Source organism: bacterium (assembly GCA_016700035.1).
Classification (GTDB): Bacteria; Patescibacteriota; Saccharimonadia; order CAILAD01.
In genome coordinates, this window is sequence record CP064998.1 from 640746 (window position 1) to 657161 (window position 16416).

General features: G+C 45.0%; 17 protein-coding genes and 1 tRNA gene. 4 read left to right on the forward strand and 14 right to left on the reverse strand.

The window, feature by feature from the left end; translation table 11 throughout:
- Nucleotides 1-77: 77 nt before the first annotated feature.
- The 7 genes from IPM44_03185 to IPM44_03215 form a co-directional block, all read right to left on the reverse strand.
- Entirely contained in the window at nucleotides 78-293 is a 216-nt protein-coding gene (locus IPM44_03185; GenBank protein QQS26699.1) for a hypothetical protein, read from the reverse strand.
- Nucleotides 294-658: 365 nt separating this feature from the next.
- Complete coding sequence (locus IPM44_03190) at nucleotides 659-817, reverse strand: hypothetical protein (protein QQS26700.1); 159 nt, start codon at nucleotides 815-817, stop codon at nucleotides 659-661.
- A gap of 92 nt (nucleotides 818-909) precedes the next feature.
- Nucleotides 910-2070 carry an MFS transporter gene (locus IPM44_03195; protein QQS26701.1) on the reverse strand — a complete coding sequence of 387 codons (1161 nt, stop codon included), beginning with the start codon at nucleotides 2068-2070 and terminating at the stop codon, nucleotides 910-912.
- A gap of 9 nt (nucleotides 2071-2079) precedes the next feature.
- Nucleotides 2080-2490 (reverse strand): DUF1761 domain-containing protein, encoded by a 411-nt coding sequence (locus tag IPM44_03200; protein ID QQS26702.1) that lies wholly within the window; start codon nucleotides 2488-2490, stop codon nucleotides 2080-2082.
- Between the two features lie 76 nt (nucleotides 2491-2566).
- Nucleotides 2567-2821, reverse strand: coding sequence for a DUF1653 domain-containing protein (locus tag IPM44_03205; protein ID QQS26703.1), 255 nt, complete (start codon nucleotides 2819-2821; stop codon nucleotides 2567-2569).
- On the reverse strand, nucleotides 2793-4049 hold the full coding sequence (locus IPM44_03210) for a prolyl-tRNA synthetase (GenBank protein QQS26704.1): 1257 nt from the start codon (nucleotides 4047-4049) through the stop codon (nucleotides 2793-2795). Before IPM44_03210 ends, IPM44_03205 begins: the two co-directional genes overlap by 29 nt.
- Before the next feature lie 38 nt (nucleotides 4050-4087).
- Nucleotides 4088-5074 (reverse strand): tRNA-dihydrouridine synthase, encoded by a 987-nt coding sequence (locus tag IPM44_03215; protein QQS26705.1) that lies wholly within the window; start codon nucleotides 5072-5074, stop codon nucleotides 4088-4090.
- Between the two features lie 137 nt (nucleotides 5075-5211).
- Here IPM44_03215 and IPM44_03220 point away from each other — a divergent pair, with 137 nt between their 5' ends.
- Nucleotides 5212-5781 carry a DUF308 domain-containing protein gene (locus IPM44_03220; protein ID QQS26706.1) on the forward strand — a complete coding sequence of 190 codons (570 nt, stop codon included), beginning with the start codon at nucleotides 5212-5214 and terminating at the stop codon, nucleotides 5779-5781.
- Nucleotides 5782-5887: 106 nt separating this feature from the next.
- Here the strand turns inward: IPM44_03220 and IPM44_03225 are convergent, their stop codons facing one another.
- The 4 genes from IPM44_03225 to IPM44_03240 form a co-directional block, all read right to left on the reverse strand.
- Nucleotides 5888-6469, reverse strand: a complete 582-nt coding sequence (locus IPM44_03225; protein ID QQS26707.1) for a hypothetical protein — start codon at nucleotides 6467-6469, stop codon at nucleotides 5888-5890.
- Nucleotides 6427-6876 (reverse strand): hypothetical protein, encoded by a 450-nt coding sequence (locus tag IPM44_03230; GenBank protein ID QQS26708.1) that lies wholly within the window; start codon nucleotides 6874-6876, stop codon nucleotides 6427-6429. The genes IPM44_03225 and IPM44_03230 overlap by 43 nt, the downstream gene beginning before the upstream one ends.
- Before the next feature lie 114 nt (nucleotides 6877-6990).
- Complete coding sequence (locus IPM44_03235) at nucleotides 6991-8388, reverse strand: DUF1996 domain-containing protein (protein ID QQS26709.1); 1398 nt, start codon at nucleotides 8386-8388, stop codon at nucleotides 6991-6993.
- 58 nt (nucleotides 8389-8446) lie between these two features.
- The gene (locus tag IPM44_03240) at nucleotides 8447-9343 is read right to left on the reverse strand and encodes a hypothetical protein (GenBank protein QQS26710.1); all 897 of its coding nucleotides are present in this window, start codon (nucleotides 9341-9343) and stop codon (nucleotides 8447-8449) included.
- A 152-nt stretch (nucleotides 9344-9495) separates the two neighbouring features.
- Here IPM44_03240 and IPM44_03245 point away from each other — a divergent pair, with 152 nt between their 5' ends.
- From IPM44_03245 to IPM44_03255, 3 genes are all read left to right on the forward strand, one after another.
- Nucleotides 9496-10197 carry a hypothetical protein gene (locus IPM44_03245; GenBank protein ID QQS26711.1) on the forward strand — a complete coding sequence of 234 codons (702 nt, stop codon included), beginning with the start codon at nucleotides 9496-9498 and terminating at the stop codon, nucleotides 10195-10197.
- A gap of 328 nt (nucleotides 10198-10525) precedes the next feature.
- Nucleotides 10526-10909, forward strand: coding sequence for an FAD-binding oxidoreductase (locus IPM44_03250; protein QQS26712.1), 384 nt, complete (start codon nucleotides 10526-10528; stop codon nucleotides 10907-10909).
- Nucleotides 10902-12179, forward strand: coding sequence for an FAD-binding oxidoreductase (locus IPM44_03255; protein QQS26713.1), 1278 nt, complete (start codon nucleotides 10902-10904; stop codon nucleotides 12177-12179). The genes IPM44_03250 and IPM44_03255 overlap by 8 nt, the downstream gene beginning before the upstream one ends.
- Nucleotides 12180-12249: 70 nt before the next feature.
- Here the strand turns inward: IPM44_03255 and IPM44_03260 are convergent, their stop codons facing one another.
- The 3 genes from IPM44_03260 to IPM44_03270 form a co-directional block, all read right to left on the reverse strand.
- Nucleotides 12250-12810, reverse strand: coding sequence for a hypothetical protein (locus IPM44_03260; protein ID QQS26714.1), 561 nt, complete (start codon nucleotides 12808-12810; stop codon nucleotides 12250-12252).
- A gap of 522 nt (nucleotides 12811-13332) precedes the next feature.
- A tRNA-Gln gene (locus IPM44_03265) sits at nucleotides 13333-13408 on the reverse strand.
- 162 nt (nucleotides 13409-13570) lie between these two features.
- Nucleotides 13571-16228, reverse strand: a complete 2658-nt coding sequence (locus IPM44_03270) for a vitamin B12-dependent ribonucleotide reductase (GenBank protein ID QQS26715.1) — start codon at nucleotides 16226-16228, stop codon at nucleotides 13571-13573.
- Between the last annotated feature and the right edge of the window lie 188 nt (nucleotides 16229-16416).

Genomic DNA, 16416 nt, shown 5'->3' on the forward strand with positions numbered 1-16416 from the left:
TATTATAGCAAAATAAAAAGCCCTCAGGTTGCCCTGAAGGCATCAAGATGAATTATAGCTAACTGAAACCCAATAGATTAACGAATACTAAGACCCATATCTAGCAAGTGAGTCTTTACCGCCACCGGGTCTGCGCTCTTGACGACCACCCGACATTCACCGCGGTTAAGACCCTGCACAACAACCGAACCTGGACCAAAATGGCCCTTAAGTTTCGAACCCAATCCATACATCAGCTTATTTGGACCCCTCACCACGATGGCTGATCGTGCCTGACCACTAGGTTTTGTCATCTTTCCTCCTGGTATATTCAAGGTGCGCGCAACAAAAAATCCGCCTAAGTTTTGGCGGATGGAACTGGTACTTTTAAAGTATTATCCAGAAATGCAGTAAGTACCCAAATCCACCCGCGCAGTGCGAAGGATAAGACCAAGATGGGTGGTGCTTACTAATTGCTTCATGACTTCATTTTAGCATGCCAACTGACTATCCGCAAAACATAAAGCCACTCCTGCCTAAGAAGATATTACTCTCCAGGCAGGAGCGGCCTTTTCGTTTTTCAAATAAATGGTGGATTATTCCCGCACCGACTTATTCAACCAAGCTGCTTAAGTTGATACTAAGCCGAGTGCTAGAGTCGGGCTCCCCCGTTTTGCTCTTAGCGGATCGTTTGTCTGCGTTTGAGCTGTAAGCTATTAAGCCGTTCGGCTTTCATAGCCCATTTTGTCGCCATCTCGTCCAACAGCTCATCGATGGTGCGCATGTCGCGTACGAGATTTTTTGGTGCTTTACGGAACCGACGTATTGGTTGCTTCATAGTAGAACCTCCTTTCGTCTTACCGTAGCCTTAGTATGGCACGATAGACTGAGAGGAAGCAGTGAAAAATCTCACAAATAAGTCTGAAATATTTATTTTTTTGGCAGTCGCTTAAGTAAGACCAGATAGCTAAAGCTCATAACAAAACAAATAATAAAAGTAACCTCTAGCCGACCAAAGATAAGTAGCACCAATAGTAATGCAACCCGGCCAATCGTTACGTAAAGTTCTCGAAATAGAAAATAATTCGACCAATCGGCAGCATTGCCCGCATCGGTATAAATTACTTTCTCATAAGCCACATCTAGAAGATGATAAGTGAAATTAGCATAAAAATTTGCAAGCGTAACACCAATTGGAGTCACCACAAATAGCCGAATCAGCCAGCTAGGTGCATGTGCCCAAACACCCCCCACTAGTCCCTGTCGCACACTCCCGTCCACTTTGCGACCATACCATAGCACACCGAAAATAGTAAAAGCCGTTGATATCGACACCAATGTCCCAACCTCCAGCACATTCTCTAAAATCATGTATATGAAAAGTGGCCAGAAAATATCATTACCCAACTGCAACACACCAAATCCAGCGTATGAGAGAGCTTTCCTTTTACTATCAGCCGTACGTAAATTCTTAATATTAAAACGATATGGTCTAGTTTTAAAATCTGGCGACATAAATAATGGCACTAAAGATAGAAGGATAGTTATTGCCGATACTATAAAATTAAGCCGATACGACCCCAAGGTAATCAGAACTGCCCCAAGCAAAGGCGCCATTACCTGTGACAGTATGATTAGAACTTTACCTATTGAGATTTCCTCACCTTCGCGCTTACTATCTTTAGCGTGAGTAAATTCAATATGATAGGCCGACAGATAGAGTCCTGAGGCTAAACCATAGAGAATGGCTAGAAGAAAATATAGCTCTGGCTGTTGAGCTAGCAATATGACGGCTCCCAAATATGCAATTAGGAACAGATCGCCGATCACCATGGTCTTCTTAATACCAAAGCGTGAATTACACCACATGCCAATCGGACTGACAATCATAAATATAACAAATTTAGCAATGTACAAAATTGCAACTTGGCGCAGACTATAGCCAAGCTGAAGTAAGTAGATCGGTACAAAAATCAAAATACTACCACGTGCTAAGCCCTTAGCAAATACTGAAAGATAAAACTGCGAAAGCTCTCGATTTTTTAAAAACCGTATGTACTCTGCTGTTGGTAAACCGTGCTGTGAAGGCATCTAAAAAAGTTAATTAGGTAAAACTACTAAAATAATCCCCATACCCAACAGTGCCACTAAAGTATAGCTAGCGTTGATAGCTAATATCTTTTTCGAACTACCATCAAATAATGCGTGTATCAGTTGCGGCGCAAAGACAAAGCCGGTCCACAACCAAAATGCTGAAATTGCTCCTTCAAGCCAAGTATCAGCAAAAGTGTATTGTACGAAGTGCGCTAAAACATAACTCACCAAAAGCCATAAAAGGCCAGTTAATAAATAGGATGTTCCGGCATTATTTTGTAAATCTGAGGCTTTTTTACCCATCAACTTCATCCATTGCTTACCAAAAAGTAGCTCCGAATACCAAATTGCTCCAACCACCATACCAAAGGCTGTGGCAGCAATCACACCCCAAAGATTAATTTGTACTGTCGGCATCTCGCCCTCCTCGTTTATTCTATATCTACGAAAGCTTGAGCGCTATTATGCGCTAGAACTACTGCTTGGTGCAAGGTTAATTAGCCTGAACCAACCGAAAACGCGGACAGATAACGCCGTTCACTTCTACCGAAGCAGTAAAGTCATCCGCCGGCCTGAGCCAAGGCGTAGTTATTTGGCTCGACTGATACAGTGGTACATATACAACATGTGGCTCAAGTGTGGCCTCCAACATAGCCGTCATTAAAACCAAATAGCGCTTCCCTTTATAGTGTTCATACACGCCAGGCTTTAGTTTAGGGCTAGGCGGTAAGTTTGGTGAGCCTGTCATAATCTTCTAGTTTAATCTGATGTTCTGAGAACTTATCACTACGACTCTTAACTTCAGCTTCATTTGTCGCAAGTGTCTTATCGGAAACTACAAGCCGAATTGGACAGCCCAATAGCTCCGCATCAGCAAACTTAGCCCCAGCTGAAACATCCATTCGATCATCAAATAAGACTGCATCTTCGCCTAAAGACTTGTAGAGTTTTTGTGCGGCTACTACAGCGTCTTCACTGCCAAGTACAACTAGATAATAGCGAAATGGCGCTACCTCAGCCGGCCAAATCAAGCCTTTTTCATCCGAAAAGTGTTCTGCAAGCGCTCCAACTAAACGACTGACGCCAATGCCATAACAGCCAGCTATGAGTTTTTGTTGCTTACCACCTGCATCGGTGTAGAAAACACCCAGGGCATCGGTATACTTACTTTCCAGAGGGAAAATATTACCCACTTCAATTGCTCGGCGCTCTACCAACTTATCTTTATCAATATCAGTGTCGGCGAGGCGAGCATCGTCAATTACTTCTTTATTAACAGCAATTTTGCGAGCTTCATCAATGTAGATCGTATCCTCACCGATATCGCTAAGCATCTGGAACTCATCACTAAAACGCGGAGTAAAGATACCACCATCAGCATAGGTTCGATAGGTAATATCGCCTATCCCCAGTCGCTCATACACGCTAATGTAGGCTTCGGCAACCCTCTCGTATATCGCAGCATGCTCTTCTTGATTGCGCGCAAAGCTATACATATCTTTCATCATAAACTCGCGACCACGTAGTAAGCCGGCCTGTGCCCGCAATTCATTTCTAAACTTAGTCTGGATTTGATAAACCAAAACTGGTAAATCCCTATACGAATTGATGTAGCTCGACAACATATCTACGATTGGCTCTTCGTGCGTGAGGCCCATCCCAAGCTCCGTACCATTTACTAGCTTGGTCTTAAACCAATTATCTACCTTATCATCACTCCACCGGTCAGTTTTTTCAAATAATTCACGCGGTTGCAAAACCGTCATTTGAACTTCTTGGCCACCAACAGCATTCATCTCTTCACGTACCACCCGCTTAATGTTTTCCAATACACGCAACCCCAGTGGAAGAAATGTATACACCCCCGCCATCTCTTTATGAATATAGCCAGCCTGAATAAGTAATTGGGCATTTTTTGCCGTCTCATCAGCCGGTAGGTTTTTACTGGTTTTAGTAAATAGTTGTGATACTCGCATATTTTCCTCTTTACTGCATTGTATCAGATGATTAGCAGTTATTTATCATCTACAAGATCTTTTAAAGATACCCCTTTAAGTATGGTCCGTACTTGCGCAATTGATACACACTCCATTAGCCGCGCCCTTAAGTGGGCGGCCCCGTCAAAACCCTGGATATAAATCTTAAAAAACCGCTTTAGAGGATCAAACCGCTTCTCATTTTCCTGCCAAGTTTCCTCAAAAATATCAAGGTGACGAGTTAGGGCAGATAATTGTTCCGCTACGCTATGTATGCGCTCATCCCGCTCAAATGCCCAAGGATCATGAAAAATCCCCCGACCAATCATCATCCCATCCAAGCCAGTTTCTGAAATTCGCACTTCTGCCATTTGGCGATTTAGCACGTCACCATTACCTACCAGCACCAGATCTGGTGCCAATTCATCACGTAAAGCCACAATCTCTTCTGCTAGCTCCCAATGGGCATCGACTTTACTCATTTCTTTAACGGTTCGTAAATGCACCGTTAAAGCACTAATATCTTGCTGCATCAAAAAGCCCAGCCACCCTCTTGCGTCTGGTTTAGTCCAGCCTAATCGAGTTTTTACGCTCACCGGTAAATTCCCCGCCCCTTCTTTAGTGGCAGAAATTATCTCGGCAGCTAATTCAGTAGTATTAATTAGCGCCGAACAACCACCATTCTTAATAATATCGCGTACCGGACAACCCATATTGATATCAATTCCAGCAAACCCACGCCCCGCTAGCTCGCTCGCCATATCCTTAAAATAGGCTGGTGTTGTGCCCCAAATTTGAGCAATTACCGGACCTTCAGCTTGGTGCAAGTGCAGACGTCGTTCAATTGCTTGACGTCCCGGTGAACAAAACCCTTCCACACTGGCAAACTCCGTAAAATATAGATCGGCCGGCGCAAGTTCGTGTACTAACCGACGAAATACTACATCCGTCACATCATCCATCGGTGCCAAGGCGGCAAATGGTTGCGAGCGCAGAGAATTCCAAATATTTTCTTGACTATCCATAACCAAAATATAACCGTACGAGTTTACCAAAAACCAACTCCTCAAATCAAGAGAGGCTCACGCTTATGCTTGACTTAACCGAGAAATCAGGTTAACTTACACGAGTAGAAGTATTTAAATAAATTAAGGAGTTCCTTATGGATTCAGCCGTAATGGAAATGGAATCTGTTCAGAATACATCTTGGTGGATTCTCATTCTAAGAGGCATTCTTGCAATCTTGTTCGGTATGGCAATGTTGCTTTGGCCAGGCATTACACTATTAACAGCAGCTGTTGTGTTTGCGCTATTTATTTTGGTATCGGGTATTGTTGATATTGTTTCTTCAATCATGCAGATCCGCAAAAATAGCTCATGGTGGCTAACCCTACTGTTGGGTATTGTCCAGGTGGCTGCCGGTGCATACATCGCTCAGCGACCAGGCATTACGCTAGCCGTACTGATACTGGTTATCGGTTTTGTATTAATCGTACGTGGCCTGTTTGAGTTCATCGCAGCTTTCGACTTTCAGGGTTCGATGCGCGCCCTATTGATTGTAGTCGGTATCATTACTGCCCTAGCCGGAGTTTTTGTACTGCGACACCCACAAACTGGCGGTATCGCCTTTGCCTGGCTCTTGGGAATTTACGGCCTAATTGCAGGGCCAGTAGCGATTGCCCTAGGCATTCAAGCTAAGCAGTACCAAGATAAGCTTAAAGCTAAAAATTAAAATAGAGTTTAGGCTCTAAACATATTTACCAAATGCCCGAGTTAGCGCTCGGGTTTTTGGTAAATAAAAACGCAACCCCTAAGCTTAAGGGGTTGCATAACAAATTTTACGAACGATAGTATCGCCGACCATACTTGCCCAGGGCGCGCTGATATAGGCTGGGGTTACGATGATAGATGTGTTCCACCAGAGACTGGCGATAACACTGCAAGGCAATCACCTCCATCACCGCATGACAGTCCTCCGCCGAGGTAATCCACTTTGGCTCCAGCACGGTACAAGCTGGCTTTTCACTGCCGTCAAGCGTAACTGCCACTGGTAAAACCCAGCTACCCAGCATCAGCGAAATCGTACCATCCATCAGAGGCTGCATATGAGTTGCATCCGAGAAAATTCGATCCTCAGAGGCGCTCGGCGCCATCGCAATCATCTGCCCGCCAACAGCTCGAATTTCATCCAGCTCTAGTCGCACCAACTCATTTGTGGCACTCACCAGGTCTGGATCGAACTTTACATGCTTCCGGGTTGGTGTGGTTGGAAAACTAGTCAACACTCGCGTGAACATCTGCAGAATATCAATTGCCGGCAGTGCTACTGACTGTCCTGATAGGTCCAGGTTAACTTCAAGGGTCCGTATACCACCACTCACAATCGTTGAGGTTTGTTGAGTGAAAATCTCTGGCGACAAGCGAGAATCAGCGTAATCCGCAACCCGCCTAAAACCAAGGCAATATCAAAAATCTTGCCATGATTGGTGATGAGGGTAAAATTACGTCCATACTGACTCATCTCACCAGCAATAAACGCCAACAAGTCGGGATGATCCTGCCAGGCTTGCAGAATAACCCCAAAACCCGTATGAACAGCTGGTCCAAACGGCTGAATTGTAGCATTTGCGCTGGTGGGGTGGGTGGGTTCTAGGACAGCTACCGTTGGATTATGATAGGGCTTTGCCGAATCATAATCCATCACCCGAAAAAGCCCATTTTTGGCGTGCCTATCAACTAGCGTACAGAGCAGGTCATACACTTCCTGGGGCTGATATCGGCCCAGAACATATTCTAACTCAGCTCGACTCCGTCTTTCGGTCGTCACTTTCGATGCCTTTCACTCGTCCATCTCGTGAAGGTGCTATCTCAAGTTGACATTATCTCCTATAACTTACCAATAGTAAAACCTTAGATCTTTCCAAAAAGATCAAAAAACTATCTAATATCCACGGAGAGGTAGCGGATAGCGTCCATCACCTAACTGATAACTACAATCCTGCTGTGCTACATAGCAACGATTTACAATTGTCTGAAAAGCTGATGGATCCCAAGCAAATACATAGTCGGCGTGTCCTGAATATCCCCCAGGTCCGTTGGTATAATTATCACTTGAAAGGCGCCAATTACGTGTGTCCGTACCACTTGGCACGCGCCAACGCACAAACATCTTGAGATTTGGTAGCGACTCTGGATGCGACGGGGGGCAACCAGCATTATCACTGATCGGAGTAATACTGGCAGAGGTGTTTTGCCAATTACCATATTCAACATGCGAACGTCCATTAGTAGAGCGTAAGTTTACACCATCCCAACATTGCGGAAACTCGATAGTCATCACTAATACCTCACCAGAAGTGCAGTTTGGAATACCTAGCCCCTCACTCTGGCGTTCTCTGTCGGTGGCAACGGAACTCTCACAATAATAATGAACTGGATACGACCCATTTCGTACAGGCTGAGGTGAACTTGTGGCAGTAGCTGGATTACCAGCGATCATCTGGAGACCAAGTGGAAAAGGCTTAATACTACGATAGCCAACACCTTGATAGCCAACTTTATAGTAGAGCTCTAAATCACTGTTATACAATCCTCTATCGTCATTTGGCGCAATTGGCCTACCGGTCGCCGTATCAACCATAGATGGAATCCAGTAAGCCGATCTATTGAACGTACCACCAGCACAAGTGGAACTACCGCTACTGAGTAAGCTTGCCGAGGTTGAGGAATAGTTTGTGTCACTATTACCAAAATATGTATGCAAATGAGCCTTGTTTGGTTGACCTGGATACAATAGAGGATCGTCATTATTCATATGCGAATAATCACAGCGTGTACGAAATGCACCTGGCTCACCATCATTAATACCATCATCCCACAAGGTCGGTGGCGTCAACCTAATGGGGGTTACATTATTAATTCTAACTTGCGCTATACCTGGCTTTGGTACGGGTATTAAAGACTCATTAATGCATGGCCCCATTGCAGACATTGAGCCTATGCCAGGAGTACAGTTCATCGTGTGATCAGTTGGCATCTCAGAGCATCCAAACTTTATATATTTACCGTCTGAAGCTGTTGGGTCATTGGCAGTCTCTACACAACCATTCATATTTCCAGTTGCTCTCTGCTCACTCTTAGACCAGCTTTCCGGCTCGGTTTGTGAGGGACTGGCAGCAAAGGCAAAAAATGCTACAAAAATACCCAGTAATACAACCAATATACCAGCAATCATAAGTTGCCTTTTAGAAAACCTACTGAATGATAGTGCCGATCCGCCTGTTCTAGATTTTGTAGCCTTCTTCTTTACCTTCACACGACTTCTGTTGCTAGCTGCCATATACTGCCTTCCTTAAGTTATCTAATTTGCAAAAAATAATCATACTATTCATTAGCACCTACTCCAGCCAGCACCAGATAATGAAGCACTTTGCCGTAACGGAGGTTTTGCTAATCTGTGAGCCATTTCCAGCTTTATCAAATCCCTGAATCTCATAGTTATACTTGGTATTGATATTAATACTAGGGTCTACAAACTTGGCAGTCGAGCTAGATTGCATAATCTGACCATTGCGCTTTATTTGATAGCGTGCTACCTGCCCCTTATCTTCAGCATCTACACTGGGCGCCCATTTGAGCTCTAGATTATATCGCAGTCTTGCTGGATCCAGCACTAGTGAGCGACTTATTTTTGTTGGTGCAGTTGGTGGATTCTTGTCTACAGCTGGACCTGGAGGTGGAGTAGTTGGCACAGGCGTGCTTGGAACAGGTGTTGATGTAGTTGGCACAACAGTAGCCACTGCTAAGCAATTATCGCCTGGCTCCTGGACTGGATTAGTGTTGGTTATTCTCTTATTAGATGGAACACAGCTTGCATTACTTACGGGCACCAGAATAACTCGATCAACTTTTACGTTTGCCGCTAAGCCTACTAGCCTAATTGTATTTCCAGATTGCGTGGCATTAACTCGGCCGGCATTATTCCACTCCCATGCTGTGAAGTTCGTGCTGGTAGCCACCAGACAATTTGGCGATCCGCCCGACGGCGTGACCTCAACACCAACACCATTGTGCATCGGATCAGAACTCTGCATTCTTACCCAAACAACATACTCCCCCGAGCTGGGTGTCGTCACGCCAGTCCGAGTAACACTCCCGAAACCAGCTGCTGGCTGGCAGGGTGCCGCTAGACCTATACCTGATGTAATAAGCAAGCCGACTGCAACCACAGCTATCGCTACAATTGGTCCAAGCAGCCAATATCTGAGTTTTTTAACTATCCTTTTCGAATGCACAATTCTATTTTCCTTATTTATTTAAGAATCTTATGCTAAATAATAATGAATCACACTACACTAAGCAATACCTCTGCACACTAAAACAAATAGACCATCAATGACGCAGTTCCAATTCCCAACTTGCACAAAACTAGGACTATAATAACGATATGGGTCCGATAGAACTATTAATTTTTGCGCTCATCAGCTTATTGCTATACGGTGCCATAGTCTCATTTAGCCCCACTCTCTTTCTAACAGAACTGGCCATACTAACTCGCTCTAAACGCCCCCTAATCCATACTATTGCTTTCATGACTGGGATTAGTATTCCGATAATCCTATATATCACACTTGCCGTAGTTATCACAGATGCTGGAAATAATTTTACAATACCAAACACCAGAGAAGTTATTGGTAGTCTACCAATAGTCTCCATCATAGCCGGTATACTTTTATTTAGCTCAGGACTACGCCTAAAGACTGATCGCGGGGTAGAAAATGAGTCAGAGGAGGTTACAAAAGAATCGCCCGAAAGACTATTCCGCACTAAAACATTGTTCTGGTTTGGATTAATTAAAATGGGCACAAGCCTCAGCAGTATTGCAGCAATTCTACTAGGTGTGAGCTTTATTAAGTCATTTGTTACACGCGGTGTCTTTCAAGCCGTAGCATTGATATGGTTTGTTGTTATCTCATTATTACCCTTTTTAAGCATTGCCGGTCTTAAACGTTACGCCCCCAAAATATTCGCTCGCTTGCAAAGATCTTCCGACAGAATAACTGACTTCAATTGGCTTAAAGTATTGCGCTGGGTACTACTAGCTAGCGGTATATATCTCATAACTTATGGTGCTCTCGGGATTAATTAAAAATAAAGTTTTAACATTATCGTGATTACAGTACTAAAAAGTAAATAATTTTGTAATATTTTTACTTTGATTGCAGTAGCTAAAGAAAGCTCGAACCTTGCTTAAGGATTATTAAATCCCGCCCTGTGACTATGCTCCCTGGTGCATCATCTCAATGCTCCATTTAACTAGAACTACGATACGACTATAAAACCTCAGTAGACATAGAATCACCTGATGTAACAGATGCAAAGACTCAAGATCCAATAAATAAGATAGCCCGTATCTAAAACTAATATAATGACACTGCTCTTTCTTGGTGAAATCCTGTATTATAAGTATTAAAGTTATGAATCACGAGCTTACGATAAAATCCCTGATAGATGGTGAGGTGGATTCTTCTGCCGAAACAAAAAAAATCTATAGCCATGACGCTAGTATGTTCGAGCTGGTTCCGGATCTAGTTGTCTTTCCTAAAAATAGCCACGATGTTCAAAAATTAGTCAGCTACGTACGTGAACAGAAAAAAGCTGATCCAAAATTATCTCTGACTGCCCGCAGCGGTGGTACGTGTATGTCCGGTGGCTCGATAAATCAGTCTATAATTTTAGACATGAATCGACACCTAAATAAAATTGGTGCGGTTAGCTCGACTACCGCAAATGCTCAACCGGGTGTATTTTATCGAGATTTTGAAAAAGCTACATTGAAAAAAAGGTTCACTAATGCCTAGCTATCCAGCTTCACGCGATCTCTGCACCATTGGTGGAATGGTCGCCAACAACGCTGGTGGTGAGCAAAGTTTGCAATATGGTAAAACTGAGAACTTTATCAAATCATTAAAAGTCGTATTCGCCGATGGCAAAGAATACACTGTTAAGGCGCTAAATAAAGCTGAACTTAAGAAAAAAATGGCACAAAAAGATTTTGAAGGGCGCTTATATAAAGAAGTATTTGAGTTAGTCGATAAAAACTATGATGCGATCAAAGCCGCCAAACCACATGTTTCAAAAGATTCCACCGGCTACCATATCTGGGATGTGTGGGATCGTGAGACTGGCATATTTGATATGACGCGACTAATTGTCGGTTCGCAAGGCACGCTTGGAATCGTCACCGATATCACTTTCAAGTTAGTGAAAGCATCAAAGCATTCAGGAACGCTGGTGGTGTTTTTGCGTAGTATTCGCGATCTGGGTGAGATTATCAATACTGTTATGCAATATAAGCCGGCGACGTTTGAGGGCTTTGATAACTATACACTAATGTTGAGCTTTCGTTTATTTGCAAACTTTCATAAGCGGATTGGATGGTGGAAAACAATTCTTCTTGGTATTCGCTTAATCCCCGATGCCTTCATACTTTTACGCGGCATTCCAAAGATGGTTTTGCTGATTGAATTTCAGGCCGATACTGAAGAAGAGGTCGCCAATAAAGTCCATGAGATGCGACAAGGACTATCGGCCTACAATCATCAGGCAATGTTTGAAGAGAATGAAACTGAGACTAAGAGTGCAAAGTTTTGGATTATGCGTCGTGAGAGCTTTAACCTACTAAGACAAAAGATTAAAGATAAACACACCGCACCTTTTATGGATGATCTGGTTGTACCACCGGCTGTGGTACCAAAGTTTTTACCTGAGATTCGCCGCGTCATATCCAAATATAAGCTTCTCGCCACTATCGCTGGGCACATGGGTGATGGCAATTTCCACATTATTCCATTGATGAATATCGAAAAAGCCAGTGAAAAAGCTAAGCTCGAACCAGCCATGAAAGAAATTAATGCGATAGTACTAAAATACGGTGGCTCCTTGTCGGGCGAGCACAATGATGGCATGATCCGTGGTCCCTGGCTTAAAGCGATGTATGGAGGAGAGGTCTTAGATTATTTCAAGGCGATTAAAAAAATCTTTGATCCCGAAAATATCTTTAATCCTCACAAAAAAACTGACGCCAAATGGGAGTTCTCGATGGCTCATCTGCGCGAAAACTTTAATTAAACCCAAGAAAACACAGTATCAATATGCTGGCATTAGCTCACTGATTTAACTAGATATAAACGCCTGAAGCTTATGCTAGTATGCTGTATTTTTTGACGAGCGGGAGAGACTGCCACCATTTTCCAAGTCCATAAACCTGCTCTTTGTTACTCGCCAGTATACCCAATAGCGCAATAGAGTAAACGATGTGCTCATCAAGTAGCGGATTATTCTTTGGTGGCAGCATCGCCGACCACATCATCAGCATCATTAGTACACCCGACAAAGTAGCTATTCTTATGCCAATTCCAAGAATCAAACAGATACCTATTGACCCGAGCCCTGCCATAAATAGAAAGTCTACGAAACCATTACCTGCTAAACCACTATAAAAATCCTGCAATGGTCCATATGTGCCAAATTTCAAAAAGCCACTGGTTGGCGATCCGCCATTAATCGCTGCCTTATCGCACATCACTTCAATCGTTTCAACCTTAGTTTTTGGATCTGTATCTCGACAAGTCGTATAGCCGAGACCGTATAATTTATCTACAAAAGCCCATACAAAAATCAAGCCCAATACGATTCGTAATAATGCCCAATATTTAGCGCTCTTGCTTGCTGTTGTCTTTGCTGTCATAGCTTTCTCCATATAATCCTTATGTTTGAGTATAGACTTAGCCTGCACTCATCGCAATAGCTACTTCATATCTACAAAGTAAAGGCTACTACACTTCATTATAGAATGCTCATTATTATTATTCTGCAACTTCCCTATAAGGGGATCACATGTCACACATTATTGTCTTGTGTCGATCGCATTAGCTTAGATGCCACGCGACACATCATAGATCATCGGTCTTTTTCCTTGTCTTTAGAGTGCTTGATCACAACACGCTTCAACCACACGCTTGGCGAGCAACCTGGGGTGATAGGTAACCATGATCACGTTCAGACTAGCAAAATCTGTCAATTCTATCTGTAAAATAATAAAATAAAGCAATTTATCGGCACAAAGGCATATTTGTCAGGAGTCTATGGCTCAAAGGCTCAAACCTATTTTTTCAGAATAAAACCATAATTGCCAAAAGCGATAAAACAATAAATATGGCTAGCCAAAAATACCTTTTTGCCTCTTCCAAAAAGATGATAATTCCGAACTAATCTCATTATATGGCTGGGATGATAGGACTCGAACCTATGATCTCCTGTGCCAGAAACAGGCGCCTTACCAACTTGGCCACATCCCAATAGTCTCTCTAATTCTCAAGCAAACTAGCTCATACATCACTAGCTTATCAGATAAAAGATACGGGCAAAGTATATCTGATTTAGTAAATAATTTCTAGTCCCCTAAAACATAAAAACCGGTGCACACCCCACATAGGACGTACACCGGTATTGCAAAACCTCTAACTGCAGCCGCTAGTTGTGCCGCACGTAGTGCAAGCAAAACAACTGCCAGAGCGAATCATCTGTGTGCCGCAAGCGCCACACATCGGCGCATTTGGATCGCTCTTTCCTATCGGCTCAGGCTCAACGGGGCTAGTGGTTGACTGGTCTACCACCAACCGCTCAGCTCGCTCGCTCACCGAGAAGATATGCAGGCGCTCAAGAACATCAGCCGACAGAAAATCCAACGCCAACCGCCGGAAGATGTAGTCGAGCAAGCTGTTGGCAATCCGAATATCCGGATCGTCAGTCATGCCACGAGGCTCAAATTGCGTGCCGACGTACTTACGCACGTACGACTCCAGCGGTACGCCAGCTTGCAAGCCAAGCGATATGGCGATGCCGAAGTTATCCATGAAGCCCGAGAGGGTCGATCCCTGCTTGGTAATATGGAAGAAGATCTCTGCCGGCTGGCCGTTGTCAAACAAGCCAACATTCACAAACCCCTTCACATCTGCCACTCGGAACTCATAATTGCGAGCCTCGCGACAGTTTGGCAGCTCCTGCTTACTCGACACCGCTGCCGACTCAACCGCCGATGACGCAGTCGATACCAGTGGCTGAGCCACCTTGCTGTTGTCGCGGTAAATCGCCAGAGCCTTGATGCCCTGTTGCCAAGCCTCCACGTAGAGGGCTTCAATCTCTTCCACCGAAGTAGCCTCCGGCAGATTCACTGTCTTCGAGATTGCGCCCGAGATGAAGGGCTGAACCGCCGCCATCATGCCGAGATGCCCCTGGTAATGGATGGCATTCTCACCGGTTGCCGTCTCAAAAACTCGAGTGTGCTCAGCGTTAAAGCCAGGCGCCTCAAGAATCGAGCCAGTCCGATCGATGTGGGCCTTGATTCCAGCAATCTGTTCGGTTGAGTAACCCAGTCGCTGCAGAGCCAGCTCTACCGTCTGGTTGACGATCATGATCTTACCGCCACCAACCAGTTGCTTCTCCTTGATGAGGGCGAAGTCTGGCTCGATGCCAGTCGTATCACAGTCCATCATGAAGGCAATGGTGCCAGTTGGTGCCAGCACTGAAGCCTGAGCATTGCGCACACCATGCTTTTGGGCATTGGTGCACACCGCGCTCCAAATAGATACCGCCGAATCAATCAAACCATTCGACAATGGGTGCAGCTCGATGTTCTGCACCGCAGCCGCATGCATGCCCAGAACGCGCAACATAGCATCGCGATCGGCATCAAAGCCATCAAATGACCCCATGCGATGAGCAATTTTCGTACTCATCCGGTAGCTCTCACCAGTTAGCAAGGCGGTGATTGCCGCCGCCATCGCTCGACCCGCACTGGAGTCGTAGGGCAACCCCACGGCCATCAGCATAGCGCCCAAATTGGCGTAACCGATACCAATCTGACGGTACGACCGACTGTTGGTCGCAATCCGCTCAGTCGGATAGTCAGCTCGTGAGATCATGATGTCTTGAGCCAAGAACATGACTCGAGTCACATGCAGAAAATCTTCCTTACAAAAGACACCATCAGCGCCGAGAAACTTCAGCAAGTTCAAGCTAGCCAAGTTACAGCTCGAGTTGTCCAAATGCATGTACTCACTGCACGGATTCGAACCATTGATACGACCAGCCACTGGCGCTGTGTGCCAGTGATTGATGGTGCTGTCGAACTGCATACCAGGATCAGCACAGTCCCACGCCGCCTCAGCGATCAACCGCATCAACTCGCGTGCCGGCAGCTCGGCCACCACTTCGCCAGACCGACGGGCTCGCAATTGCCACGGCTCGTCTTCCAAGTAAGCCTGCATGAACTCATCGGTAACACGCACACTGTTGTTGGCGTTCTGGAACGGCACCCAGCTGGCATGCTTGCCATCAAAGCCAACATCGAAACCATCGATGCCCTGCAGGGCACGCGAGATATTCTCAGCCTCCTGCTTACAAACGATGAAGTCCCGCACATCCGGATGATCAATATCCAGGATGACCATCTTAGCGGCTCGCCGAGTCTTACCACCAGACTTGATGGCATTTGCACCAGCATCGGCCGCCTGCATGAAAGCCAGCGGGCCCGAGCTGGTGTTGGCCGAACCACCAATCGACTCCATCGAGCCACGCAAAGCCGACAAGTTCAAACCGGCTCCAGAGCCGCCCTGAAAAATATCAACCTCCTGGCTCCACCAGTCCTTGATCGACGACATAGTATCTTCAACCGAAAGAATGAAGCAGGCACTGACCTGCTGTGCCACATCAGCTACGCCAACATTGAACCACACTGGTGAATTGAAGGCTGCTTGCTGGGTCAGCAAGATGTAAGTGAGCTCCGACCGAAAAGTCTCTTGCTCCAACTCACTAGCAAAATACCCCTCTTCATCCCCCCAGCAAGTGATGGTGTCAACAACTCGACCTACCAACTGCTTGAGGCTCCGCTCCCTGTCCGAAGCACCCAACGAGCCCCGGAAGTATTTCTGAGAGACGATATTGGTAGCTGTCTGCGACCAACTCTTGGGAAATTCCACATTGGCCTGCTCGAAAGCTACCTGGCCAGTTTCTCGATTGCCAATAAAGGCTATGCGCTCTTCCCACTCCATCATGTCGTACACCGAAGTGTCCGGCGAGGTGAAGTGGCGCTTCACACCAATTGAGGCTCGACTCATCGCTAGCTCCTTTTCCGAATCGAAGTTTCAAGGTACGCTATATCTAGCGTAAGCCTATTCAGTATATACGCTATATATTGAGTAATACTAGAGACTTAATGATAAATCTTGTGGATAACTAAGATTTTACTGAATTGCAACACAATACTTTTATCTGAGGCCAACAAAGAAGTGCCCCATTTAGAAAA